Source organism: Flavobacterium cheniae, from assembly GCF_004363695.1.
GTDB classification, from domain to species: Bacteria; Bacteroidota; Bacteroidia; order Flavobacteriales; family Flavobacteriaceae; genus Flavobacterium; species Flavobacterium cheniae.
Window position 1 is genome coordinate 133,666 of record NZ_SNZC01000001.1, and the last position, 25,691, is coordinate 159,356.

The following is a 25,691-nucleotide window of genomic DNA, read 5'->3' on the forward strand; positions in this document are numbered from 1 at the left end:
TGTTATAACACGTTAAAATGATTGCTGAAATTATTCTTTGGCAGTATTATTGCTCTATATAAATTATAATTATTAAAATTAAAGATTATGAAAACGATTCAGAACAGATTAGCAACGCTTTTTGGGGTATTAATTTTAGTTTTTATGTTGGTAATGCCAGCAGATGTTTTTTCGCAAGGACCTCCACCTTGGGCTCCTGCTCATGGTTATAGAGCTAAAACAAGACATATTTACTTTCCTGAACAAAATATGTATTACGACATTCAAAGAAGTAATTACATTTATTTCAGCAATGGAAAATGGTCGATAAGTACCAGAGTTCCTTCAATATTTGTTGGAATTAACTTAGGAAGAAGTTCTCAGGTAGAATTAGATTTTTATGGAGATGCACCGCAACGTTATAACTATTCTCACAAGACAAAATACAAAGGACATAAACAAAAAGTAGTTGTTCATAAGAAAACAGTAGTTGTAAAGAACAAAGGAAAAGGCCACCCAGGAAAAGGTCACGGAAAAGGCAATGGTAATAAATAATAAAAAAGGTCAGATTTAAAATCTGACCTTTTTCTTTTTAAATTCCTGCTATTTCTTTCAGTTCCTTAACAAATCGTTCTGCTAAAATATCAGCTTCTGATTGTGTCGGTGCTTCTGTATATATTCTAATAATGGGTTCAGTGTTTGATTTTCTCAAATGTACCCATTCTGTAGGGAAATCGATTTTCACTCCGTCTATTGTTGTGATATTTTCCGATTTGTATTTTTCGGTTAACGTTGCTAAAACATTGTCTACATCAATTTGAGGTGTTAGCTCAATCTTGTTTTTACTCATGAAATATTGTGGATACGAAGCTCTAATTTCGGCAACCGTTTTATCTTGATTCGCTAAATACGTTAAAAACAAAGCTACTCCAACCATACTATCTCTTCCGTAGTGCGATGTTGGATAAATGATACCACCATTTCCTTCGCCACCAATAATTGCGTTGGTTTTCTTCATCAATTCCACCACGTTTACTTCTCCTACAGCACTAGCTTGGTAGGTTCCGCCATGTTTTTCTGTAATATCACGCAAAGCACGAGAAGATGACATATTAGAAACGGTATTTCCTGGAGTTTTTGATAAAACATAATCAGCAACAGCTACTAAAGTATATTCTTCGCCAAACATTTCACCATCATTTGAAATGAAAGCCAATCTATCTACATCTGGGTCAACAACAATTCCGAAATCCGCTTTTTCTTCTACAACCAATTTACAAATATCACCCAAATGTTCTTTCAAAGGTTCAGGATTGTGTGGAAAATGCCCATTTGGCTCGCAGTATAATTTTACTACTTCAACTCCCATTTGTTCCAATAAATTAGGGATAATAATCCCACCCGAAGAATTCACACCATCAACCACTACTTTGAATTTCTTTGTTTTTACCAAATCAGCATCTACTAAAGGTAATTCTAGCACTTCGTCTATGTGAATATCCATGTAAGCATTGTTTTCAATAACTTCGCCTAGACTGTCTACATCCGAAAAATCAAAAGCTTCGTTCTCGGCAATTTCTAGGATTAATTCGCCTTCTTTTCCACTTAAAAATTCACCTTTTTCGTTTAATAATTTTAATGCATTCCATTGTTTTGGATTGTGCGAAGCAGTTAAAATAATTCCACCATCAGCTTTTTCCAATGGAACAGCAATTTCAACTGTTGGAGTGGTTGATAAACCCAAATCAATTACATCGATTCCTAGTCCAACTAATGTATTCATTACTAAATTGTGAATCATTGGTCCCGAAATTCGTGCATCTCTTCCGATAACTACTTTTAATCTTTCGTTACCTTTTGAAGCGTGTCTTATTTTTAAAAACGAACCGTAAGCTGATGCAAATTTTACAGCATCAACTGGAGTTAAATTGTCGCCAACCGCACCACCAATTGTGCCACGAATTCCTGATATTGATTTTATTAATGTCATGTGTATTTTTAATTTTGAAATACAAATATAAAAGATGTAGCTCGCAAAGACGCAAAGACGCAAAGATTTTTTTATATATTTACAAAAAGAACATATAAAAAAATGAACTATCTCGCACATATTTACTTATCAGGAACTAACGATTTGCTAAAAATCGGGAATTTCATGGCAGATAGTATCAAAGGAAATTATTACGAAAAGTTTGATTCCGAAATTAAAAAAGGTATTTTATTGCACCGCCACATTGATAGTTTTACCGATTCGCATCCTATTTATAGGCAAAGTAAACATCGTTTGCACGAAAAATACGGACATTATTCGGGTGTGATTATGGATATTTTGTATGATCACTTTTTAGCAAAAAACTGGAGCAAGTTTTCTGATGAAAAATTAGATGATTATGCCGACAATTTCTATCAATTATTACAAGATAATTACGATATTTTAACTGAGAGAATTAAGGGAATGATGCCGTATATGATTGCAAGAAATTGGTTTGTGAGTTATGCTACTATTGCTGGTCTAGAAATGATACTTTTTCAGATGGATTACAAAACCAAGCACAGAGCCAATATGCAAGAAGCTATTGTGGAATTACAAGATTTTTATACCGAATTTGAATCGGAGTTTTTTCTTTTTTTTGAAGAATTAATAATTTCGTGTAAACAGAAAATTACCGAACTAAATAAACTATAGCTTTTAACTTCTGATTTTAAAGCTTAATTTCGCATTTAAATCATAAATAATGCCAAGAAAAAAAACGTTTTCTTTTAAAAACTTAGTTCATAAGAATTTTAGACGTTTAGAACAGTTTATTTTTCTTTTGAAATCGTTACTTACACCACGTCAGTTTATTTATTTATCGTGTGTTTTAGTAGGGATTTCTTCTGCTTTGGCGGTAATTATTCTGAAAACTTTTGCGCATTGGGTTTTTAAATCGTCCCAAAAATTAGATGATATACTTCACCTTCCTTTTAGTAATAGTACTTTACCAATCATCGGAATTATCATCACAGTAATTATTATTAAAAAAGTGTTAGATGGTTCTATAGAAAAAGGAACTTCGCAAATTATGTATGCCGTTGCTAAAAAGCGAGGTATTATGCCTAGAAAGCAAATGTTTGCTCAAATAATTACAAGTTCGTTTACCGTTGGTATGGGTGGAAGTGCGGGTTTAGAATCACCAATTACCATTACTGGAGCAGCTTTTGGTAGTAATTATGCACAAAATTATAGACTGAGTTATAAAGATAGAACGCTGTTATTAGCTTGTGGTGTTGCCGCCGGAATTGGTGCTGCTTTCAACGCACCCATTGCAGGTGTTTTATTTGCTATCGAAGTAGTTTTAGCCGAAATCAGTATTACAGCATTTATTCCAATTATGATTAGTGCTGCAACTGGAGCATTAATTTCTACAATCGTTTTGAACGATACTATTTTATTCTCCTTTAAAAAAGTACAGTTTTTTGATTTTCATAATTTACCTTATTATATCTTATTAGGTGTTTTAAGCGGATTTGTCTCGATAAATTACGCTAGAACATTTCGAAAAATTGAACATTTTTTTGCGAGATTAAAGTTCAATTATATCAACAAAGCGTTATTTGGAGCGGGAATTTTAGGGATTTTGATTTTCTTTTTTCCATCACTTTTTGGAGAAGGATATGAAAGCATCAAGTTATTAGCCGACAATCAATCTGGAAAATTAGTGCAAAATACAGTTTTTGAACGCTTTCAAGATTCATCCTGGATTTTGTTGATTTTTGTTAGTGTAACTATGCTAATTAAAGTGTACGCAACTAGTTTAACATTAGGAGCTGGTGGAAATGGAGGTAATTTTGCACCATCACTATTTGTGGGTTCCTATTTGGGATTTTCGGTGGCAACATTTTTTAATTTAATAGGGTTTACAAAACTTCCTGTTGGGAATTTTACTTTAGTTGGAATGGCTGGAATACTAAGTGGATTATTTCATGCGCCGTTAACTGCAATTTTCTTAATTGCTGAAATTACTGGCGGTTATAATTTGATGGTTCCTTTAATGATTGTGTCTTCGGTAAGTTTTGCCATTTCTAAACGTTTTGAGCCGTATTCATTTGATATTAAAAATTTAGCCGATAAAGGCGAAGTTTTTACAGATAACCGCGATACCAATATTTTAAATTCTATTGATGTTTCTAAACTTATTCAAACCGATTTTAAACCAATTTCTTTGAGCAATAGTTTAGAGGAATTGGTTCAAAAAATTCAAGAGTCAGATGAACATATTTTCCCGGTTTTAGACGAAAAAAACAAACTACTTGGACTTATTCATTTGGATGAAATTCGACCAATTGTTTTCTCACAATTCAAAGTAAAATATACAGCTGTTGAAGAAATCATGCAACAACCTAAAGAAATTATCTTTTATGATGAAACTCTTGAAACCATCATGGATAAATTTGATGCTTCTGAATGTAAAGTTTTACCAGTGCTGAAAAACGGAATTTTTCTTGGTTTTATGTACAAACAATTAATTTTAGAAAAATATAGACATCGTTTGAAATCCATGATTATTGAATAAAAGGTCTTTATTTAACAAATTCTTATTCTTACTTCAACCTAAATTTTCGCACTAAAATCAGTATCTTTGCGTTTTGCCAAAAATTATGCAACACACAACAGAAGAAACTATCGAAATTATTGGTGCTAGAGCCCATAATCTTAAAAATATTGATGTATCTATTCCGCGTGAAAAACTAGTGGTTATTACTGGTTTATCAGGTTCCGGAAAATCGTCATTGGCTTTTGATACGATTTATGCTGAAGGACAACGAAGATATATCGAAACGTTCTCTGCTTACGCTCGACAATTTCTTGGTGGATTAGAACGTCCAGATGTAGATAAAATCGACGGACTTTCACCTGTGATTGCGATTGAGCAAAAAACAACAAGTAAATCACCTCGTTCAACTGTTGGAACTATTACAGAAATTTACGATTTCTTACGTTTGTTGTATGCAAGAGGAGCTGATGCTTTCAGTTTCAATACAGGCGAAAAAATGGTTTCGTATTCGGATGACCAAATAAAACAGTTGATTTTAGAAGATTTTAATGGCAAACGAATCAATATTTTAGCGCCAGTTGTTCGTTCTCGTAAAGGGCATTACCGCGAATTATTTGAACAAATTGCCAAACAAGGTTTCTTGAAAGTTCGAGTAAATGGTCAAATTCGGGATTTGGAATTTGGTATGAAAGTCGATCGTTATAAAACACACGATATCGAAATTGTTATTGATAGAATGGCAATTGATACCGAAGAAGATACCGACAAACGTTTATCGGAAAGTATCAAAACCGCTATGTACCATGGTGATGATGTAATGATGGTAATCGAACAAGAAAGTCAAGAAGTACGCTTTTACAGCCGTAATTTGATGTGTCCGTCTTCTGGAATTTCGTATACAAATCCTGAACCAAATAACTTTTCATTCAACTCTCCAAAAGGTGCTTGTCCATGTTGTAACGGATTAGGAACTGTGAATGAAATCAACTTACAGAAAATCATTCCAAATCCGAAATCATCGATAAAAAATGGTGGTTTTGCACCTTTGGGCGAATATAAAAGTTCTTGGATTTTCAAGCAATTGGAAATTATCGCACAGAAATACGATTTCAAAATAACCGATGCTATCGAAACCATTCCGCAAGAAGCAATGGATATGATTTTGTATGGTGGAAACGAGAAATTCTCAGTCGTATCAAAGGTTATGGGAATTACTAAAGATTATAAAATCGATTTTGAAGGGATTTCCAACTTCATTAAAAATCAATACGATAATTCCGATTCAGCAAGTATCAAACGTTGGGCAAAAGAATTTATGGATGAAAATGATTGTCCAGAATGTGAAGGAACACGATTGAGAAAAGAATCTTTATATTTCAAATTAAACGGAAAAAATATCGGCGAATTAGTCCAAATGGATATTGCCGAGTTATCCGAATGGTTTGCCGATTTAGATAATCATTTATCTGAAAAACAAAAAGTTATAGCCGTTGAGGTTGTTAAAGAGATTACCGCTCGACTACAATTTTTATTGGATGTTGGTTTGAATTATTTATCACTAAACCGTAGTTCAAAATCGCTTTCTGGTGGTGAGGCGCAACGTATTCGATTGGCTACGCAAATTGGTTCGCAATTAGTTGGTGTTTTGTATATTTTAGATGAACCAAGTATCGGTTTGCACCAAAGAGACAACGAACGCTTGATTAAATCGTTAGAAAGTTTACGTGACATCGGAAATTCGGTAATTGTTGTAGAACACGATAAAGACATGATTGAACGTGCCGATTATGTAATTGATATTGGTCCGAAAGCAGGACGTTTTGGTGGACAAATCATCAGTAAAGGAACACCGAAGGAATTATTGCAAGAAGATACGATTACCGCACAATATTTAAACGGTAAAATGAAGATTGAAGTACCAAAAACGCGTAGAGAAGGCAACGGAAAATCCATCAAATTATCAGGTGCAACTGGAAATAATTTAAAAAATGTTTCGATTGAAATTCCGTTGGGAAAATTAGTTTGCGTGACTGGTGTTTCTGGAAGTGGAAAATCAACATTGATTAATGAAACCTTGTATCCTATTTTAAATGCTCATTTTTTCAATGCGGTTAAAAAACCACAACCTTACAAGAAAATTGAAGGTTTAGAACATATCGATAAAGTAATCGACATCGACCAAAGTCCGATTGGAAGAACACCGCGTTCAAATCCAGCGACTTACACCGATGTTTTTTCAGAAATTAGAAGTTTATACACACAAACGCCAGAAGCGATGATTCGTGGTTATAAACCAGGAAGATTTAGTTTTAACGTAAAAGGCGGGCGTTGTGAAACTTGTGAAGGTTCGGGTGTGAGAACCATTGAAATGAGCTTCTTACCTGATGTTTATGTGGAATGCGAAACCTGTATGGGAAAACGATTCAACAGAGAAACATTGGAAATTCGTTACAAAGGAAAATCAATTTCGGATGTATTGAATATGACTGTGGATGAAGCAGTAGAATTCTTTGAAAATATTCCGAAAATTTATCGAAAAGTAAAAACGATTCAAGATGTTGGATTGGGTTATATTACTTTAGGTCAACAAAGTACAACACTTTCTGGAGGAGAAGCGCAACGTATTAAACTTGCTACTGAATTATCTAAAAAAGATACAGGAAACACCTTTTATATTTTAGATGAACCCACAACAGGTTTACATTTTGAAGACATTCGTGTTTTGATGGATGTAATTAATGTCTTGGTTGACAAAGGAAATACCGTGTTAATTATCGAGCATAATTTAGATGTAGTAAAGTTAGCTGATTATGTAATTGATATTGGGTACGAAGGTGGAAAAGGCGGTGGAGAAGTTGTCGCAAAAGGAACTCCAGAAGAAATAATAAAAAATAAAAAAAGCTACACAGCCCAATTTTTGAAAAAAGAATTATCTTAGCAGGCTTTTTTAAAAATTAAAACGAAACGAATATGGCAGCAGATCAATACGAAAACGAAGATCACAGAATTCAAGAAAAATTCAAGCAAAAAACTTGGAACGAAATACGATCAAACGATTCTTGGGCAATTTTTAAAATTATGTCTGAGTTTGTAAATGGATATGAATCAATGGGAAGAATAGGTCCTTGTGTATCTATTTTTGGTTCGGCGAGAACAAAACCAGATGATAAAAACTATTTATTAGCGGAAAAAATTGCTTTTAAAATCAGTAAAGCTGGTTATGGTGTAATTACGGGTGGTGGTCCTGGAATCATGGAAGCAGGAAACAAAGGAGCGCATTATGGAGGCGGAATTTCGGTAGGTTTAAATATCGAATTGCCTTTTGAGCAACACTTTAATCCGTATATCGATAAAGATAAAAACTTAAACTTTGATTACTTCTTCGTAAGAAAAGTAATGTTTGTAAAATATTCACAAGGTTTTGTGGTTATGCCAGGAGGTTTTGGAACATTAGACGAATTATTCGAAGCAGTAACGTTGATTCAAACTAAGAAAATCGGAAAATTCCCTATTATTTTAGTAGGAACCGAATTTTGGTCAGGTTTATTAGACTGGATTAAAACGGTGATGATTGACAAAATGAAAAATGCCAATCCAGAAGACATGAACTTAATTAAAGTGGTTGATACAGAAGATGAAGTATTGGAAGCGTTAGATAACTTCTACAAAAAATACAATTTATCACCTAACTTCTAAAAAACTAAAAAGTCCTTCATTCGAAGGACTTTTTTTATTTTGTAATAAATTCTTTTACTTTTTGAATTACATTTTCATCACCTAAAATCTTACGATGACCTAAACCTTCTGTTATCATGATTTCAGATTGTTTCAAATGTTTTTGAATATTATAAGCTGCTTTTACTGAAACATCATCATCGTCTTTATCGTGAATAACGAATACAGGAACTTCGGTTTTTTCTGCTGCTTTGTAAGCGGAATAATCGTCCATTTTTCCACCAAATTTTGCTTCAAAATGATCTCTTAATTTGATTCCGAATTCAGGTTTTAGTTGTAGTTTACAAATGAAATCATCAATAATATCTTGAATGATATCACCACTTCCAATAATTACCGCTTTTTTAACTTGAAGATTTTGTTTAATTGCATTCAAAACCGACATACCTCCAAGTGAATGACCAATAGCAAATTCAAACGGTCCATACTGCTTTTCAATTTCTAAAATAGAAGCAATAAATTCAATCATAATTGACGAATTTCCTTTTGATTTACCGTGTGCTGGCGCATCAAAACTAATGGTCATGTAACCCATTTTCAGCAATTCATCAGCAATTTTCACCAATTGTGTTCCTCTTCCAGACCAACCATGGACTAAAAGGACTTTTTTATCACTTTTACCATACTCATAGACCACAATTTCTTTCTGGATTTCTGGAATAACAATACTCTTTTGAATACTATCGCGTTCCATATGTAGTTCACGCTTTGGTAATTTGTGACGAATTGGAGTTGTAAAAAGTTTGGCAGCAAATTTAGTGGTAAGAGAAGGAGAAACAGCTTGTAAAAACTTTGCTGTTAACAAAATAGCTTTAGGTATTTCTATAACTTGTGCTTGTTTTTGTTTCTTTTTAGGCATTTTTTTAAATTTGGTGCAAGTTACAACTTATGTAAATTTGAAGTACTATGGATTTTATAAAATAAAGTTAAAATGCAATTCTAATAGTATTGAATAATGGCATAAAATTTGGAAAAGTAACAGAGTTATCAAACAATAAATCGTATTTTTGTAAAAATTTTTCACTCATGAATTTCAAATTTAAATTTATCGCATTTGCTATCTTGGTACTCGTTGTATCATGTGCTAAAAATCCGTTTACAGGGAAAAGTACAATGGCATTAGTTCCTAATAGTCAAATTTTCCCATCTGCTTTTCAACAATATAATCAATTTTTATCTGAGAATAAGGTTATAAAAGGAACTGCGGATGCAAAAAGAATTGAAACAATTGGTACTAAAATCAAAACGGCTTCTGAAAGATGGTTAACGGCTAATGGTCATGCAGATTATTTAGAAGGTTATGCTTGGGAATATAAATTGGTAGATAGTAAAGAAGTAAATGCTTGGTGTATGCCAGGAGGAAAAATCGTTTTTTACACAGGAATTTTACCAATTTGTAAAGACGATGCAGGTATTGCTGCTGTAATGGGACATGAAGTGGCTCACGCATTGGCAAACCATGGACAACAACGTATGAGTGCAGGACTTTTACAACAATTAGGAGCCGTAGGAACTCAAGTTGCAGTTGGTAATAAAGATCCTCAAACGCAAGCATTAATTATGCAAGCCTATGGAGTAGGTTCACAAGTGGGAGGAATGTTACCTTTTAGCCGTTCTCATGAAAGTGAAGCTGATATGATTGGATTAACATTAATGGCAATTGCAGGTTATGACCCAATCAATGCTGTGAAAGTTTGGGAACGTATGGCCGCTAATTCTGGAGGACAAGCGCCACCGGAAATTTTAAGTACACACCCAAGTAACCAAACACGTATTAACGAACTAACAGCTTTAATTCCTCAAGCAAAAGCGGAAGCAGCTAAGTTTGGTGTTACTTTCAAATAATTAAAAAATTACTATTATATTTGAATCCCGACAGTGTCGGGATTTTTTATTTTAAAATAATTCGTATGCAAAAACTTCAAAAAGGAGATTCTAAACTTCTAAACGCTTGGGCTTTTTATGATTGGGCAAACTCGGTTTATGCTTTGGTAATTTCCTCAACCATTTTTCCACTGTATTATGGAGCATTATTTCGTCAAAAAAATATTGAAGAAATTGTGTTGTTTGGTTTTTCTGTAAGAAGTGAGGCTTTAATAAGTTATGTTACCGCTTTAGGATTTTTGATAATAGCATTTATATCACCATTATTATCAGGAATTGCCGATTACATGGGAAATAAGAAGTTTTTCCTAAAACTTTTTTGCTATGTTGGAGCAACTTCTTGTATGTCACTTTACTTTTTTTCTTTAGATACAGTTGTTTTAAGTTTAGTTTCGTATTTGTTAGCCTTAATAGGATTTTGGGGAAGTTTAGTGTTCTATAATTCATATTTACCAGATATCGCTCATAAAGACCAACAAGATAAAATCAGTGCAAAAGGGTTTAGTTTAGGATATGTTGGTAGTGTTGTTTTATTATTGATTTGTTTAGCTGCAGTAATGTCGGTAGAAGATGATCAAAAGTTACAAATGATGCGTTATTCTTTTTTATTGGTTGGAATCTGGTGGATAGGTTTCAGTCAGTACACTTACTATTACTTACCAAATAATAAAAACGATAACAAACTGCATAAAAATGTACTATTTAATGGCTTTAAAGAGTTGCGAAAAGTTTGGCAACAAATAAAGGAATTAAAATCCTTGCGACGTTATTTAGGAGCTTTCTTTGTGTACAGTATGGCAGTACAAACCATTATGATTATTGCCGCTTATTTTGGAGAAAAAGAAGTGCAATGGGGAAGCGATAGTAAGCGTACAATGGGATTGATTGTTAGTATTTTATTAATCCAGTTAATTGCGGTTTTAGGCGCTTGGCTAACATCGAAACTTGTTGCTAAATATGGAAATATTACAATTTTAATTGGTTTAAATTTCTCTTGGATTTTAATTTGTACCTATGCTTATTTCGTAGTTACACCAAATGATTTTTACATTGCTGCAGCTTTCGTTGGATTGGTTATGGGAGGAATTCAATCCTTATCGCGTTCAACGTATTCTAAATTTATTCCAGAAGACACAAAAGACACAACTTCTTTCTTTAGTTTTTACGATGTAGCGGAGAAAATCGGAATTGTAATCGGAATGTTTACCTATGGTTATATCGCAGATGTAACGGGTAAAATCCAAAATGCAATCTTATTTTTAATCTTATTTTTTGTTGTAGGATTACTTTTATTACTCAGAGTACCAAAAAAATAAAATATCTTTTTATATTTGGAAAAATAATTCAAACTAACTTATGAAAACTATAAAATCAATTCTAAAACTTTTAATTTTAACTTTAGCATTTACAACAGTTTCTTGTGATGATGAACCAGTTGATCCAGCGTTAGATCTTAACGCAGGAAATTCTTCTAATAGTTTATTTACAGCAAAGATTGATGGTACTAATTTTGTTGCGGCTCAAACCATTGGAGATTTTTCTGAAACAGCATTAGGGGATCAGTTGATAATAAGTGGATTAACTAATAACGGAAAATCTATTTCTCTTCAAATTATAAATCCTTCTGTTGGAACTTTCCCAGCAAGTACGGAAAGTAGTAATTTAAGTTTGTTACAATATTTTGATACTGCTATGGGTTCAATTAATGGAGCATTTTCTTCTTTTAATCCACTAACAAGTACATCTATTGGAACTATTACAATTACAAATTTTGATAGAACAAATGATAAAGTTTCAGGTACTTTTAGTTTTTCTGCATACAATATTTCAAATTCTACTACTAAATTAGTTACAGAAGGTGTTTTTACTAATGTAGAATTCGATAATCAAGTTGATTAATTTTAGTTTACAATATTCTAGAATCCCGAACTAACACTTCGGGATTTTTTTATGGCATACATCTTGAACTATTACTTTTGAAATTGCTATTTAAATTTATTTTATGATTTGATTATCAATAGAATAACGCTTTTATGCTTAATTTTGAATACTATTTCAAAAGATAATTACTGACAAAAAGACCATAAATATTATTATGCCGAATCAAAAAATACTAGCGCTTGACAATTTGTCACTTCAGGAAATGGATCCAGATTCAGAATTGATTCCATTAATGACGCCTGAGGATGAAGAAGAAATGAATAATGAGGCTTTGCCTGAGGATATTGCCATTTTACCTTTACGAAATACTGTTTTATTTCCAGGAGTTGTAATTCCAATTACCGCTGGAAGAGATAAATCGATTAAATTAATTAACGATGCCAATGCCAAAGGAAAAATCATTGGTGTTGTAGCGCAAATTGATGAAAACGAAGAAGATCCGTCACCAAGTGATGTGCATCATATTGGAACAGTAGCTCGAATTATGCGCGTTTTAAAAATGCCGGATGGAAATACTACTGTAATTCTTCAAGGTAAGAAACGTTTTGAAGTGGAAGCTTTTACACAAGAAGAACCCTATTTGAGAGCAAAAATCAAAGAGGTTGCAGAAGAGCGTCCAAATAATAAAAATGTAGAATTTAAAGCAATTATAGAATCAATTAAGGAATTGGCAATCCAAATTATCAAGGAAAGTCCAAATATTCCAACAGAGGCTACTTTTGCTATTAAAAACATTGAAAGTAATCCGTTTTTAATCAATTTTGTTTCTTCTAACATGAATCTTTCAGTTGAAGAAAAGCAAAAATTACTTTCGATTCCAAATTTAAAAGACAGAGCGCTTGAAACTTTACGTTTCATGAACTTAGAGCTTCAAAAATTAGAAGTTCGCAACGATATTCAGTCGAAAGTACGTTTCGATTTAGACCAACAACAACGCGAATATTTCTTACAGCAACAAATGAAAACCATTCAAGAAGAATTGGGTGGTGTTTCGTATGAAGCCGAAATTGAGGAAATGCGTGCCAAAGGTTTAAAGAAAAAATGGGACGATAAAACAGCAAAACATTTCGAAAAAGAATTGTCAAAATTGCAACGTACGAATCCAAATTCGCCTGATTTTGGAATCCAACGCAATTATATTGAGTTATTTTTAGAATTGCCTTGGAACGAATTTACCAAAGATAATTTCGATTTAAAACGTGCTCAAAAAATTCTAGATAGAGATCATTACGGATTAGAAGATGTTAAAAAACGTATCATTGAGCATTTAGCGGTTTTGAAATTGCGAAACGATATGAAATCGCCAATTCTTTGTTTATACGGACCTCCTGGTGTGGGTAAAACCTCAATTGGGAAGTCGGTAGCCGAAGCATTAGGTAGAGAATACATCAGAATGTCACTAGGTGGTTTACGTGATGAAGCAGAAATTCGAGGTCATCGAAAAACCTATATTGGTGCGATGCCAGGACGTATTCTTCAAAATATTAAAAAAGCAAAAACATCTAATCCAGTGTTTGTTTTAGATGAGATTGATAAATTATCTACGAGTCATAATGGTGATCCATCTTCGGCTTTGTTAGAAGTTTTAGATCCTGAACAAAACAAAGAATTCCATGATAATTTCTTGGAATTAGGCTACGATTTATCAAAAGTAATGTTCATTGCAACTTCCAATAGTTTATCTCCAATTCAACCAGCACTTCGTGACCGTATGGAAATCATCGAAATGACCGGTTATACGATTGAAGAAAAAATCGAAATTGCAAAAACACATTTGCTTCCAAAACAATTAAAAGAACACGGATTAACAACTAAAGATTTACAAATTGGTAAAAAACAATTGGAAAAAATCGTAGTAGGTTACACACGTGAATCGGGTGTTCGTGGTTTAGAGAAAAAAATTGCTCAAGTGGTGCGTCACGCTGCAAAATCAATTGCAATGGACGAAACTTATAACGTAAAAGTTTCCGATGCTGATATTTTAGAAGTATTAAAATCGCCACGTATGGAGCGCGATAAATACGAAAATAATGACGTTGCTGGAGTTGTTACAGGTTTAGCTTGGACATCGGTTGGTGGTGATATTTTGTTTATCGAATCCTTAATTTCGAAAGGAAAAGGAGCCATGACCATGACTGGGAATTTAGGAACGGTTATGAAAGAATCGGTTACTATTGCTTTAGAATACATTCGCGCCAACGCTGAATTTTTAGGAATAGATCCAGAAGTTTTAAATAATTACAACATACACATTCACGTTCCAGAAGGAGCAACGCCAAAAGACGGACCAAGTGCCGGAATTGCAATGTTAACCTCAATGGTTTCTTCATTCACACAAAAAAGAATAAAGAAAAATATTGCTATGACAGGCGAAATCACGCTTCGTGGAAAAGTATTACCTGTTGGTGGTATCAAAGAAAAAATCTTAGCAGCTAAGAGAGCGAATATCAAAGAAATTATTCTGTGTAAAGAAAATAAACGTGATATTGAGGAAATCAAACCAGATTATATTGAAGGTTTAACGTTCCATTACGTTGACAAAATGAGCGAAGTTTTAGATATTGCCATTACGAATCAAAAGGTCAAAAACGCTAAAGTTTTAGAAACTAAAAAGTAATTTCAATATTATATCAAAAAGAACTCTCAATAAATTACTTATTGAGAGTTCTTTTTTTGTTTACTAACTGATATAATTTTATCTTCGCAGTTGCGTTATATGTAAGATTAACACCAAAAAATGCTAAGAAAACTCTTATTCCTTTTTTCATTTCTGCTATCGGCTACAACATTTGGCCAAATAGGAGGTAAGAGTGTATATCAATTTTTAAACTTAGCACAATCTCCAAGACAAGCTGCTTTAGGCGGAAAAACGGTAACTGTAGTGGATTACGATGTAAATCAAGCGTTTTATAATCCAGCAACAATTAATGCCGAAATGCACAATCGTTTATCGGCAAATTATGGAAGTTATTTTGGAGAAGTTTCCTACGGAACAGCAGCTTATGCGTATACTTACGACCGTCATTTGCAAACATTTCATGCCGGAATAAGTTATGTTAATTACGGAACTTTTGAAGGAAGAGACGAATTAGGAAATTTAACTTCCGATTTTACAGGAAGTGAAGCCGCATTGTCTGTTGGATATGCTTATAATATTCCTTGGACCGATATGTTTGTGGGCGCTAATGCTAAATTGATTTCGTCTACGTTAGAAAGTTACAATTCTTGGGGAGCAGCGGTAGATTTAGGTTTTTTGTATGTGGATTACGATAATGATATTAATTACGGTTTAACGGTTCGAAATTTAGGATTTCAAATTAAACCTTATCAAGATACGAATGAAAAATTACCTTTAGCCATTGACGCTGGAATTTCGCAATTAATGGAGAATGTCCCAATTCGTTGGCATATGACTTTTGAAAATTTACAGGAATGGAATATAGCTTTTTCAAATCCAAATAGGGCAGAAGGCAGTTTAGATGGAGGTTCGGAAGAAGAAAAAGTATCTTTTTTTAATAATGCTTTGCGACATGTGATTTTGGGTGCCGAATTATTTCCAGAAAAAGGTTTTAATATTCGATTAGGTTATAATTTTAGAAGAAGTGAAGAATTACGAATTTTAGAACAACGTCATTTTTCTGGAATTTCTGTTGGTTTTGGATTGCGTTTTGGAAAAGTTAAATTTGATTATTCGTATTCCAGATATACAGTGGCAGCCAATACCAGTTTGTTCGGTTTGATGATTGATTTGGAGTAGAAATGAGTGATTAGTGAAAAGTAATTAGTGAAAAGTAATTAGTGATTAGCTTAAATGAACTTAATTATTCATAAAGTATTACTTAAAAAAACTTATATGACTTATATGTTTTAAAAAAATAAAAATTGAACATAATAATGAGAAGAATTGAGAGTGATTACAGATATTTGTCAATATTGTTTATATTAAATATAGTTCTTGTTTTTGTTTTAATTATTTTAGCTAATGAAATTTTATCATTACAATTACAAAATCTGAAATTTATTATAATACTATTTATTACTTTATTTTTGTTTAATTTCTATAAGTGTTTTGTTTATTTTGATACAAATTCTATTTACTTTAAAAATATTTATGGTTTTACTTTAAAGAAAATTAATTTTAAAGATATAAAAGGAAGTAAAGTAATTAAAAATCAATATTTTAACAACAATATCATGTTCCTGTTTGGAGATAAATACGATGAAATGATAGAGATAAAATTAGATTTAATAAATTCAAAAAAATACTCAGTTAATGGACAGTTCTTTTCAAATACTGGATTAAATGACTTTATAAAATTAATAAAATAAAACTTAGCGTCTTTGTGACAACATATGAAAAAAATTACCATAGCAATAGACGGTTTTTCGTCAACAGGAAAAAGTACATTGGCTAAGCAATTGGCTGCAACATTAGGTTATGTATATGTAGATACTGGTGCGATGTATCGCGCGGTAGCTTATTTTGCAATGCAACATAACTTGGTTTCTGAAACGCATTTAGATAAAGCAGGTTTGGTTGCCCAATTACCAAATATCAATTTGCGTTTTCAATTCAATCCTACTTTAGGATTTGCAGAAATGTATTTGAACAATGAAAACATCGAAACACCTATTCGAACAATTGAAGTATCGCGTATGGTAAGTAAAGTGGCTGAAATTTCAGAAGTTCGTGCAAAATTGGTAGAGCAACAACAAGCTATGGGCAAAGACAAAGGCATTGTGATGGATGGAAGAGACATCGGAACCGTAGTTTTCCCTGATGCTGAACTGAAATTATTCATGACAGCAAGTTCAAAAACCAGAGCACAACGCCGTTTTGACGAATTGGTAGAAAAAGGACAACACATTACTTTTGAAGATGTACTTCAAAACGTAGAAGAACGCGATTACATTGATACAAATAGAGAAGATTCTCCTTTAGTAAAAGCAGATGATGCTATTGAAATTGATAATTCTTCGCTAAGTAAGAAAGAACAATTTGATATCGTATTGAATTTAGTAAAAGAAAAATTATAAACAACTAAACAAATAACAACATGAAATTTTTAAGCAATTCTTTGAAAGTGACTTTTTTATTATTATCGGTTTTATTTTTAAATGGATGTAGTAGTGATGAAGACAGCGACGAAACAACAGCAAACATTGAAGGCGTTTGGCAATTAGGAAGAATGTACGGTACAGCCAATTATACTGGCATGAACGCAAATTTAGAAGGCGATTCTGAAGGAACTATGGAGTTCAAAACAGATGGAACTTACGATAACGATATTATTAGTGCTTATATAACTGTTTCGATTCCTGCTATGAATTATTCTGAAACAACACCTATTGAAACAACTTCAACAACAGGTGTATATAATTATGACCAAACAACAGATGATTTAGAAATTGATGGAGAAATGTCGAAAGTAGTGGTGTTGAATGCTAATTTTATGAAAATTAAAACGCTAATCAACGATAGTGGTGTAACAGGAGAACTTTTTTCTGAATATCACAGATAAAATTTAAAAAAAAAAACAAAAAGGCTGTCACTTTTAAATGACAGCCTTTTTTATTTTGTTGTTTTGCTTTTCGCTTTCTCCTTAGCTTGTTTCTTGAAATAACCTCTAAACAAAAAGTTGTGTTTTAACGCTTCTAAATTTTCGTTAAGCTTACCGCTGGCACCATTTAAATTCGTCATGGTTGAATCTATCTTTTTAACCAAATTTTCATCATTTGATAAATAATTCAACGCGCCTTTTCCTTCTTTTATATTTACAACGGTAGCGTTTAAGTTGGTAACTACTTTATCAATTTCGGCACTTGATTTTTCTAAATTGGTAATGATGTTTTTCATTTTTACCGCTACATCTTTATCATTTAAAACGCCAATTACATTGTCTTTTTGATTTAAAGAAAGTATCAGATGATTTAAGTTGTCAATCGATTTTACAGTTCCCAGTGAAGTTTCTTTCAAATTATGAATCGTTTCTTTCAAGTCTCTCGACATAACACTATCTTTTAATAATGTTCCAACAGTTCCTTTTCCTTGATTGATTTCGTTAGTTATTTTCAATAAGTCGGCTGTTAAAAGCGCTGCATTTTTATTGGTTTCATTTAATGTTTCCAGCATGGCATCAGTTCCAATGCGACTGTAAGATTGAATTACATCTCCATTCTCCACCTTTTTTGCGACACCTTTGCCTGGAATAATGTTAACAATCATATTTCCAACCAATCCATCCGAACTAATAGTAGCCACAGCATTTTTTTGAATATGATGCATTATTTTATTGTCAATTAACATGTTTATATTAATTGTGGTGTCGTTTATCATTTCGATTTCGGTTACGGTGCCAATATCAATTCCGGCATAACGGACATTGTTTCCTGGTTGTAATCCGTTTACATTAGCAAAAACAGCTTTTAAGTTAGACGTGTTTCCAAACATATTTTGCTTGTTGCCAACAAAATAAATCGCGGCTAAGAAGACTAATGTTCCAATAATGACAAAGATTCCGAGTTGTATTTTTTGTGAATTTGATTTTTCCATTGTTACATTATTTAAAAAACGCTTGCACTTTAGGATCGCTTGAGCTTGATAATTCGCCAAACGTTCCCTCTATATAATTTACTCCGTCTATTAACAAAATCATGCGATTGGCAATTACTTTAGCACAATCTACATCATGTGTAATGATGATAGAAGAGGTGTTGTATTTTTTTTGTACCGAATTCATCAAAAGTACAATTTCTTTCGATGTAATAGGATCTAAACCGGTTGTGGGTTCGTCATATAAGATAATTTTCGGTTTTAGAATCAAGGTTCTAGCTAAAGCAATTCTACGTTTCATACCGCCCGAAAGTTCGTTTGGCATTAAATCGATGGCGTGTGCTAAACCTACGCTTTCTAACGCTTCCATAACCAAAGGCGTAGTATCTTCAATTACACCAAATTTTTTCGTGTGACGACGTAACGGAAACTCTAAATTTTCTCGAACCGACATCGAATCATACAAAGCACTTCCTTGAAATAGAAAGCCGATTTCAGTACGTAATTCATCTAATTCTTCTTGTTCTAGGTTGTTGATTTCTTGATCCATGACTAAAATCGAACCACTATCGGGTTGTTCTAAGCCAATCACACATTTAATCATCACCGATTTCCCCGAACCCGATTTCCCCATTACCACTAAATTTTCTCCTTCATACAATTCCAAATCAAATCCATCCAAAACTACGTTAGTACCAAAACTTTTATGTAAGTCTTTGATACTAATAATCGCATTTTTTGAAGTTGTATTTGTTTTCATGGTTATAAATCGTAAAAAATATTAGTAACAAAAACAGCCACAAAGTCAATAATAAAAAGCAACATAGAAGTATAAACTACCGCTGCATTGGCTGCTTTTCCTACGCCAGCTGTACCTTTTTTACAGTTATAACCTTTGTAGCAACCCACTAAACCAATCGCAAACCCAAAAAAGAAGGTTTTGATAGTAGCAGGCACAATATCGCTGTATTCTAAAATATTAAAAACCTGATTGAAATATAATGTAAACGAGACATTTCCTTTGATGTTTTCCACTAAAAATGAACCGTAAATCGCAATGAAATCACCTACGATTACTAATAACGGTAACATCAACGTAGTCGCTAAAATTCTCGTAATCACTAAATATTTAAAAGGATTGGTTCCCGAAACTTCCATAGCATCAATTTGTTCGGTTACTTTCATAGAGCCTAATTCGGCACCAATTCCTGAACCAATTCTACCGGCGCAAATTAAAGCGGTGATGATGGGACCAATTTCACGAATAATAGAAACACTCACCATTGAAGCCATCCAAGAAACGGCACCAAATTCCTGCAACGTAGGACGTGATTGTAAAGTAAATACCAAACCAATGATAAAACCCGTAACGCTCACTAATAACAAGGAGCGATTTCCAATATAAAAACACTGACGTAAAAATTCTTTGAATTCGTAAGGCGGTTTCCAAAATTCTTTGAAAAAGCGACCTGCAAAGTAAGAAAGTTCTCCTACTTCGATGAGAAAGTTTTGTAAAGCTTCAGTAAGATTGGCGAAATATTTTTTCATGAAGCATCATAATTACAATCAAATATAGTGATTTTTAATGATATAAAAGCTGATTTTTGTAAGATATACCATAAAAAAATCCGATTTGAAATTTCAAATCGGATTGTAAGAATTATATTTAAATGCTATAATTCCTCTAACATGATTCGTTTTTTGTACTGTTTTATTTTTTTGAAATAGGTTGGCGTCAATCCCGTAATTTTTTTGAATTGATGCGATAAATGTGCTACACTGCTGTATTCCATTAACAAACTAATTTCGGTAAGCGTTAATTCATCATATAAAAGTAATTCTTTTACTCTTTCTATTTTGTTGATTATAATATAGTTAACTATTGTTGTTCCTGTAACTTCTGAAAATAGCGAAGAAAGATGGTTGTAATTGTAATCTAGTTTTTCGCTTATATAGTCAGAATAGTTGATTTTTGGATTTTCTTCAGAATAGTGAATCAATTCAATGATAATCGTTTTGGTTTTTTCTATTAGTAATGATTTTTTATCATCGATTAATTCAAGGCCTTTTTTTATAAGCCCTTTTCGAAGAAACTCTCTATCATCGCCAGTAATGTCTTTTTTAAGATTTACTTCACCAAGTTCTATAGAAGTGTGTTTTAATTTTAATTTGTCAAGTTCTTCTTTAACTGCCATTTTGCAGCGAAGAGAAACCATGTATTTAATGTGTATTTTCATAAATGAAATTCCTGAATTAGTTGCTAAGCGAATATGATGCTTAATTACATGATACGCTTTACTAATTGCTATTCTTGTAAAGGTACCTTTATAAGCGGTGCAAAACTAATTTTAATGAAAGTTAAATACTTACATAATTTTATGTTTCAGTTATATATTTATTAGCTTAAAAATTAAATTAAAACAAATACCATAATGCCACTCATCAGTATCATTAGAGCATCTTCTATAATTGTAATTGTACTCATTGGTAAATTAAAAACGGCTCCTAAACAAGCACATTGAATTTTTTTCTTATTCAAAACCGCTTGCAAAACTCCTATGATACTGATTGACATTACGATGAAAGTGATACTATTTGTTACTAAAGGAAACAAATTTGACAGAAATGAAAGTCCTAAACCTAATTCTACAAAAGGATACAAATAGGCCCAAAATGGTATTTTTTTAGCAATAATATCATACATTTTATAACTTTCTGCAAAACCATTCAAATCCAACAACTTGAAAAAGGAAAATGCTAAAAAGAAACCACCCATAAAATGATTCATCCATTTCATTACAATTTCAGTTGGTCCCATTTGATTTGATTTCATACTTTGTAAAGCCATAATTGTAGTGACTATTACGATGTAAAAAAAGATCAGCAGTATGGGTTTGTAAATTTCGAACCAACTTTTTACTTCTTCATTAATTTCTACTTCTTCAGGAGTCTCAATATTGTATTTAGTATCTAAAGCTTCTTTTAAGTCGTTTAAAGCAACATGTTTATCCATGGTTATTATTGCCAGCTCTGTATCTTTAGAAATGGTAACAGAAGTCACATTTTTAACTTGTAACAATGAGTTCTTTACTTTTTCTTCGCAACTTGTGCAAGTCATTCCAGTTATTTTGTACGTATGCTTCATATTGATATGATTTAATAAGTAACCCTAAAGTTACTGTAAAAAAAATCCGTTTTGCGTTAACAAAACGGATTCTCATAAATTTATTTCACAATATCAATGATAACGGTTCTGTTATAAAAACGTTCTTCTGGATATTTGTTTTCAAATGGTGCTAATTTTTCATCTTCACCTTCACCACGAACTTTAAATGTTACATCGGTTCTTCCAGCGGCAGCAAGACTTTTTTCTAAGATGCTTTTTACATCTTTAGCTCTGGCTAAAGATAAATCTTTGTTGTAATCAACTTCTCCAATAACATCAGTATGTCCTGTAATGATAACAGTAGCATTTTTCGGAATTTTTGGAGCCACAATATCGGTTAAATACTTGTCGTAAATAGCGATTGATTTTGATTCGTTGAATTCATAAATAACACTAAAACGAATGCTTTCCTGAACCACTGGAGCCACATAAGGCGTTAAATGCATAGTGCTTTCCTGACTAATAATTTTACCCGATTTTGTAGTTCCGGTCATGATTACTTTGTAGTCACCTTCTGGTTGGTTGCCCATGATTGTTTTTCTAGGAATGCTCACTTTTTCAACCATATAAGGACCAAAGTTTTGAGATTTTCCTTTTTCATCTTTAATCTGTAACGACCATAATTTTAAGCTTTCTTCAGCGCCTTCAACATTAAAAACTACATCACTATTAGGAGTTTGATTTCCCGTAACGATTTCTACAGGTTTTAATGGTGCATTTTTACCGCTTTGGAATTCCATCAACAATTCAGGTGAGTTACTCTCGATAGAAACTCTTCTGTCACCTTCTCTTAGTAATCCAAGTTCTTTTGTGCCACCGTTTTGTTCCGAAGGAACTTCTGGTTTGTCTCTACCTTCTACAGCAATTCTATTTTCTTTAATTTCAAAAACAGTTACCAAATAGTTTTTGATATTTTGAGCCATTACTAATCCTTCTTGGCGACCATTATTTGATGAACCAACTAAAGTTACTGTGGTATTTGGGTTTTTAACCATTCGGTCACCCAAAATATTCAAAATATTGTAATACACTAACATTTGACGTTCTGAACGACCCGACATGTTTTTAGGTGTATCAAATTGTACTTGATCTTCTTTGAAATCTTTCACCTGACTTTTGTTTAATACAACATAGCGGTTTGGAATTTCGGTTGAACCTTCATTAAAAAACACATAATTACGGATAGGGAATACTTCTCTTACCACTTTTACATATTCAACATTAGTAGGAGGGATGGCCGAAAATACCACTTTTCCATCTACAGCTGCTGCTTCAACTAAATGGCCTTGACCAAATTTTAAAACGGCTCCAGCTCTAATAGTACTTACATTCCAAGTTTCAACATCTCTAGGATTTTGTCCAAAGTAAGGATGATAAGCAACAAACGGAGATAAAACAAATTGTGTTTTACTAGTTGTTGAATTTAATGGAATATCATAACCCATTCCTACTTGCATAGAAATAATGGTTTTATTTACATCGCTAAAATCACCTTTTACATCGGGATTTGGCACTTGAAGTGGAAAATCTGGATTTGTTCCTTGTTCGTAAGTAAACGATTTGTCTTGAACAAAAGCAAATCTAGGTCCACCATATAAGTAGAAATTAGATCGAAAAGGAGCTAATCGTAAACTTGGTTCAATGGTAATGTAGCTTAGTTTTGTTTTTAAATCGGCAGGACAATTACAAGGTGTTGTTACTTGATCAAATTTTCCTTGACGGCTATCATAACCCGCTTGAAAAATGAATCCCAATCTTGTGCCTGGTTTATGATATTCAATGTTAGGAGCTATAAATAGACCTATTCCTTTTCCATCATGAAAAGCAGTTGGCGGTGTAAAACCTTCGTTTAACATGAAAGTAGAGCCACCATAAAAATTAAAATTTGCGCCTGCTGCTAGACCAAACATCCAAGAAGGTTTTGTGTATTCTTCTATTTGTGCATTTACTTTCGTAAAACCTAATAGTACTAAGGTAACTACAAACAAAGTTTGTAATTGAAGCTGTGACATGAATCTTGCTTTGGGAGATTCAATAGCTGTTGTATAATTTATTTTCATAATTTAAGTTTTAATTATTGAGGAACATTAATGGTAGTATTTACCATTGTTACAGATGAAACTAATGATAACGCTCTACCATTTAAAACCGTTTGAACAGCATTACCTGCAGTTGAAAATGTTACTCCCGAATTGGCAATAATAGTTCCAACCATTGTTCCACCACCAGCACCATTAATAATTGCAGTACTTCCTACGTACCAAAATACATTTTTAGGTAAAGCACCGTTAATTAAGACAACACTTTTAGCTCCCGTAGGACCTGCAATACCAACTGTTAATCCAGCAGCGGTTTGAAAAATCCATACAGTATTTGGGTCACCTTGTGCGTCAAGCGTTAGGTTACCATTTGAAATATTGAAAGTACCACTATTTGATTTATAGATACCAGGCGCTAACGTTAATCCGCCAAGTTCTCCTGCTCCAGGATCAATTCCACCCGGCATAGACGCTGGCGAAATACTTAAGTAAGCCGCATTTGCATCTAACAATGCTTGTTGTGCAATAGCAAACGAAGTCGCTGTTCCTGGCATTGGTGGCGCTGTAGCAATAGCTCCTGTTACATTCCCTACATTTAAAGGTGTTTCAGTATAAATAGCTGTTGCATCATGAAAACCAGTTACTAAAGTTGAAGCAGCAGTAGTAGCAATACTTCCGTTAATAACAGTATTTATTCCTTGATTGGTTATTCCGGCGTTTCCACCAAAAGCTCCAAAAGGAGAAGCTGAACCTAAATCGGGAGCATTCGAACTATTAATAGTTTTAAATGTCCAAACATAATTATTAGCAATAGCTATACCAGCAACATTTTTCGCTCCAGTTGTAATAGTAGCTGTAAATATAGCATTGGCTAAAAGTGGATTGTTTGGAGTAAAAGACGCCATGTTTCCGCTATAACTAACAGAACCTAAAATTACATCCGTTCCTTGTTTTAAAGTAAAAGTAGAAGTAGTAATCGTTAAAGGATCCATTGCCATATCAAATGTTGCTGTTACGACTTTATTTAATAGCACACCTGTTTCAGTATTAAAAGGATCAGTCAGAATTACTCTTGGCGCTACAATAGCTCCAGTAGTAAAATTCCAAACATAATTTGATGCTAAAGCAACGCCAGCCATGTTATGAGCTCCCGTTGTAATGGTAGCAGTGTAAACAGTATTAGCAGTTAAGTTGGCATTTGGAGTAAATAAGGCTGTATTACCTGAATACGTTACAACACCAGTAATGGTAGTAGTACCTTGTTTCAATGTAAATGTAGACGTATTAATAGTAGCTGGATCCATTGGCATATTAAAGGTAGCGCTAACTATTTTGTTTAATACCACTCCTGTTTCATTAGGTGTTGGACTTGTTGTAAGGACAAGAGGTTGTAAAGTAGCCCCTGTACTAAACGAAAACAAGTAATCTTCTTGCAAAGCATTTCCTCTTAAGTCTTTTACAGCAGTAGTAATTCTTACTACATACGTTGTGTTTGGAGTTAAATTTACAGAAGGAGTAAAAGTAGCCGTTACACCAGAATACGTTAAAGTACCTGCAATAGTTGAAGCGCCAGTTACAATAAACGAAGAAGAATTTATAGTCGAAGGGTCCATTTCCTCATTAAAAGTAACCGTGATTACTTGATTAAGAGGTACGTTTGTAGCTGCGTTATCAGGATTTGTATCAATGACTAATGGGCATACGCCCGCCGTTTCTTGAAAATCATCCTCTGCGCAACCAGAGATTAAAGTAGCTAAAACTATCGCAATAGTTACTAGAAAGTTTTTTTGTTTCATTATATGAATTATTTATGAAACAAAGGTGAACCTAATTTATACCGATAGTGTTATACAACAAAA

General features: G+C 33.0%; 22 protein-coding genes. 13 read left to right on the forward strand and 9 right to left on the reverse strand.

Features of this window, described 5'->3' with window-relative positions:
• The first annotated feature begins 87 nt into the window (after positions 1-87).
• A complete protein-coding gene (locus tag C8D80_RS00640; protein ID WP_133606313.1) occupies positions 88-534 on the forward strand; it encodes a hypothetical protein in 447 nt (148 codons plus the stop codon).
• Between the two features lie 37 nt (positions 535-571).
• Here the strand turns inward: C8D80_RS00640 and glmM are convergent, their stop codons facing one another.
• Positions 572-1,969: a phosphoglucosamine mutase gene (gene glmM / locus C8D80_RS00645; RefSeq protein WP_133606315.1), complete on the reverse strand. Its 1,398-nt coding sequence runs from the start codon at positions 1,967-1,969 to the stop codon at positions 572-574.
• A 102-nt stretch (positions 1,970-2,071) separates the two neighbouring features.
• Here glmM and C8D80_RS00650 point away from each other — a divergent pair, with 102 nt between their 5' ends.
• The 4 genes from C8D80_RS00650 to C8D80_RS00665 all read left to right on the forward strand — a co-directional run bounded on the left by C8D80_RS00650 (position 2,072) and on the right by C8D80_RS00665 (position 8,210).
• Positions 2,072-2,665 (forward strand): acyl carrier protein phosphodiesterase, encoded by a 594-nt coding sequence (locus C8D80_RS00650; RefSeq protein ID WP_133606317.1) that lies wholly within the window; start codon positions 2,072-2,074, stop codon positions 2,663-2,665.
• 49 nt (positions 2,666-2,714) lie between these two features.
• Positions 2,715-4,532 carry a chloride channel protein gene (locus tag C8D80_RS00655; protein WP_133606319.1) on the forward strand — a complete coding sequence of 606 codons (1,818 nt, stop codon included), beginning with the start codon at positions 2,715-2,717 and terminating at the stop codon, positions 4,530-4,532.
• A gap of 85 nt (positions 4,533-4,617) precedes the next feature.
• Positions 4,618-7,452, forward strand: a complete 2,835-nt coding sequence (gene uvrA, locus C8D80_RS00660) for an excinuclease ABC subunit UvrA (RefSeq protein ID WP_133606321.1) — start codon at positions 4,618-4,620, stop codon at positions 7,450-7,452.
• A gap of 32 nt (positions 7,453-7,484) precedes the next feature.
• The gene (locus C8D80_RS00665; RefSeq protein WP_133606323.1) at positions 7,485-8,210 is read left to right on the forward strand and encodes an LOG family protein; all 726 of its coding nucleotides are present in this window, start codon (positions 7,485-7,487) and stop codon (positions 8,208-8,210) included.
• Between the two features lie 34 nt (positions 8,211-8,244).
• Here C8D80_RS00665 and C8D80_RS00670 read toward each other — a convergent pair whose 3' ends face one another.
• Entirely contained in the window at positions 8,245-9,108 is an 864-nt protein-coding gene (locus C8D80_RS00670; protein ID WP_133606325.1) for an alpha/beta hydrolase, read from the reverse strand.
• A gap of 167 nt (positions 9,109-9,275) precedes the next feature.
• Between C8D80_RS00670 and C8D80_RS00675 the strand changes: the two genes are divergently transcribed.
• The 8 genes from C8D80_RS00675 to C8D80_RS00710 all read left to right on the forward strand — a co-directional run bounded on the left by C8D80_RS00675 (position 9,276) and on the right by C8D80_RS00710 (position 17,596).
• A complete protein-coding gene (locus tag C8D80_RS00675) occupies positions 9,276-10,094 on the forward strand; it encodes a M48 family metallopeptidase (RefSeq protein ID WP_133606327.1) in 819 nt (272 codons plus the stop codon).
• Between the two features lie 65 nt (positions 10,095-10,159).
• Positions 10,160-11,449, forward strand: a complete 1,290-nt coding sequence (locus C8D80_RS00680) for an MFS transporter (RefSeq protein WP_133606329.1) — start codon at positions 10,160-10,162, stop codon at positions 11,447-11,449.
• 40 nt (positions 11,450-11,489) lie between these two features.
• On the forward strand, positions 11,490-12,032 hold the full coding sequence (locus tag C8D80_RS00685) for a DUF6252 family protein (RefSeq protein WP_133606331.1): 543 nt from the start codon (positions 11,490-11,492) through the stop codon (positions 12,030-12,032).
• 196 nt (positions 12,033-12,228) lie between these two features.
• Positions 12,229-14,691: an endopeptidase La gene (gene lon / locus C8D80_RS00690; protein ID WP_133606333.1), complete on the forward strand. Its 2,463-nt coding sequence runs from the start codon at positions 12,229-12,231 to the stop codon at positions 14,689-14,691.
• Between the two features lie 120 nt (positions 14,692-14,811).
• The gene (gene porQ / locus C8D80_RS00695) at positions 14,812-15,831 is read left to right on the forward strand and encodes a type IX secretion system protein PorQ (RefSeq protein ID WP_133606335.1); all 1,020 of its coding nucleotides are present in this window, start codon (positions 14,812-14,814) and stop codon (positions 15,829-15,831) included.
• A gap of 137 nt (positions 15,832-15,968) precedes the next feature.
• Positions 15,969-16,403, forward strand: a complete 435-nt coding sequence (locus tag C8D80_RS00700) for a hypothetical protein (protein WP_133606337.1) — start codon at positions 15,969-15,971, stop codon at positions 16,401-16,403.
• A gap of 24 nt (positions 16,404-16,427) precedes the next feature.
• Positions 16,428-17,111, forward strand: a complete 684-nt coding sequence (gene cmk, locus C8D80_RS00705; RefSeq protein WP_133606339.1) for a (d)CMP kinase — start codon at positions 16,428-16,430, stop codon at positions 17,109-17,111.
• A gap of 20 nt (positions 17,112-17,131) precedes the next feature.
• On the forward strand, positions 17,132-17,596 hold the full coding sequence (locus C8D80_RS00710; RefSeq protein WP_133606341.1) for a hypothetical protein: 465 nt from the start codon (positions 17,132-17,134) through the stop codon (positions 17,594-17,596).
• A gap of 50 nt (positions 17,597-17,646) precedes the next feature.
• Here the strand turns inward: C8D80_RS00710 and C8D80_RS00715 are convergent, their stop codons facing one another.
• The 7 genes from C8D80_RS00715 to C8D80_RS00745 form a co-directional block, all read right to left on the reverse strand.
• On the reverse strand, positions 17,647-18,627 hold the full coding sequence (locus C8D80_RS00715) for an MlaD family protein (protein WP_133606343.1): 981 nt from the start codon (positions 18,625-18,627) through the stop codon (positions 17,647-17,649).
• A 7-nt stretch (positions 18,628-18,634) separates the two neighbouring features.
• Positions 18,635-19,387, reverse strand: coding sequence for an ABC transporter ATP-binding protein (locus C8D80_RS00720; protein ID WP_133606346.1), 753 nt, complete (start codon positions 19,385-19,387; stop codon positions 18,635-18,637).
• A 2-nt stretch (positions 19,388-19,389) separates the two neighbouring features.
• Positions 19,390-20,175: an MlaE family ABC transporter permease gene (locus C8D80_RS00725; protein ID WP_133606348.1), complete on the reverse strand. Its 786-nt coding sequence runs from the start codon at positions 20,173-20,175 to the stop codon at positions 19,390-19,392.
• Positions 20,176-20,300: 125 nt separating this feature from the next.
• Positions 20,301-20,864, reverse strand: a complete 564-nt coding sequence (locus C8D80_RS00730) for a helix-turn-helix domain-containing protein (RefSeq protein WP_133606350.1) — start codon at positions 20,862-20,864, stop codon at positions 20,301-20,303.
• A gap of 173 nt (positions 20,865-21,037) precedes the next feature.
• The gene (locus C8D80_RS00735) at positions 21,038-21,772 is read right to left on the reverse strand and encodes a heavy-metal-associated domain-containing protein (protein ID WP_133606352.1); all 735 of its coding nucleotides are present in this window, start codon (positions 21,770-21,772) and stop codon (positions 21,038-21,040) included.
• A gap of 80 nt (positions 21,773-21,852) precedes the next feature.
• Positions 21,853-23,853 carry an OmpA family protein gene (locus tag C8D80_RS00740; RefSeq protein WP_133606354.1) on the reverse strand — a complete coding sequence of 667 codons (2,001 nt, stop codon included), beginning with the start codon at positions 23,851-23,853 and terminating at the stop codon, positions 21,853-21,855.
• Between the two features lie 14 nt (positions 23,854-23,867).
• On the reverse strand, positions 23,868-25,628 hold the full coding sequence (locus C8D80_RS00745) for an Ig-like domain-containing protein (protein ID WP_133606356.1): 1,761 nt from the start codon (positions 25,626-25,628) through the stop codon (positions 23,868-23,870).
• Positions 25,629-25,691 lie beyond the last annotated feature (63 nt).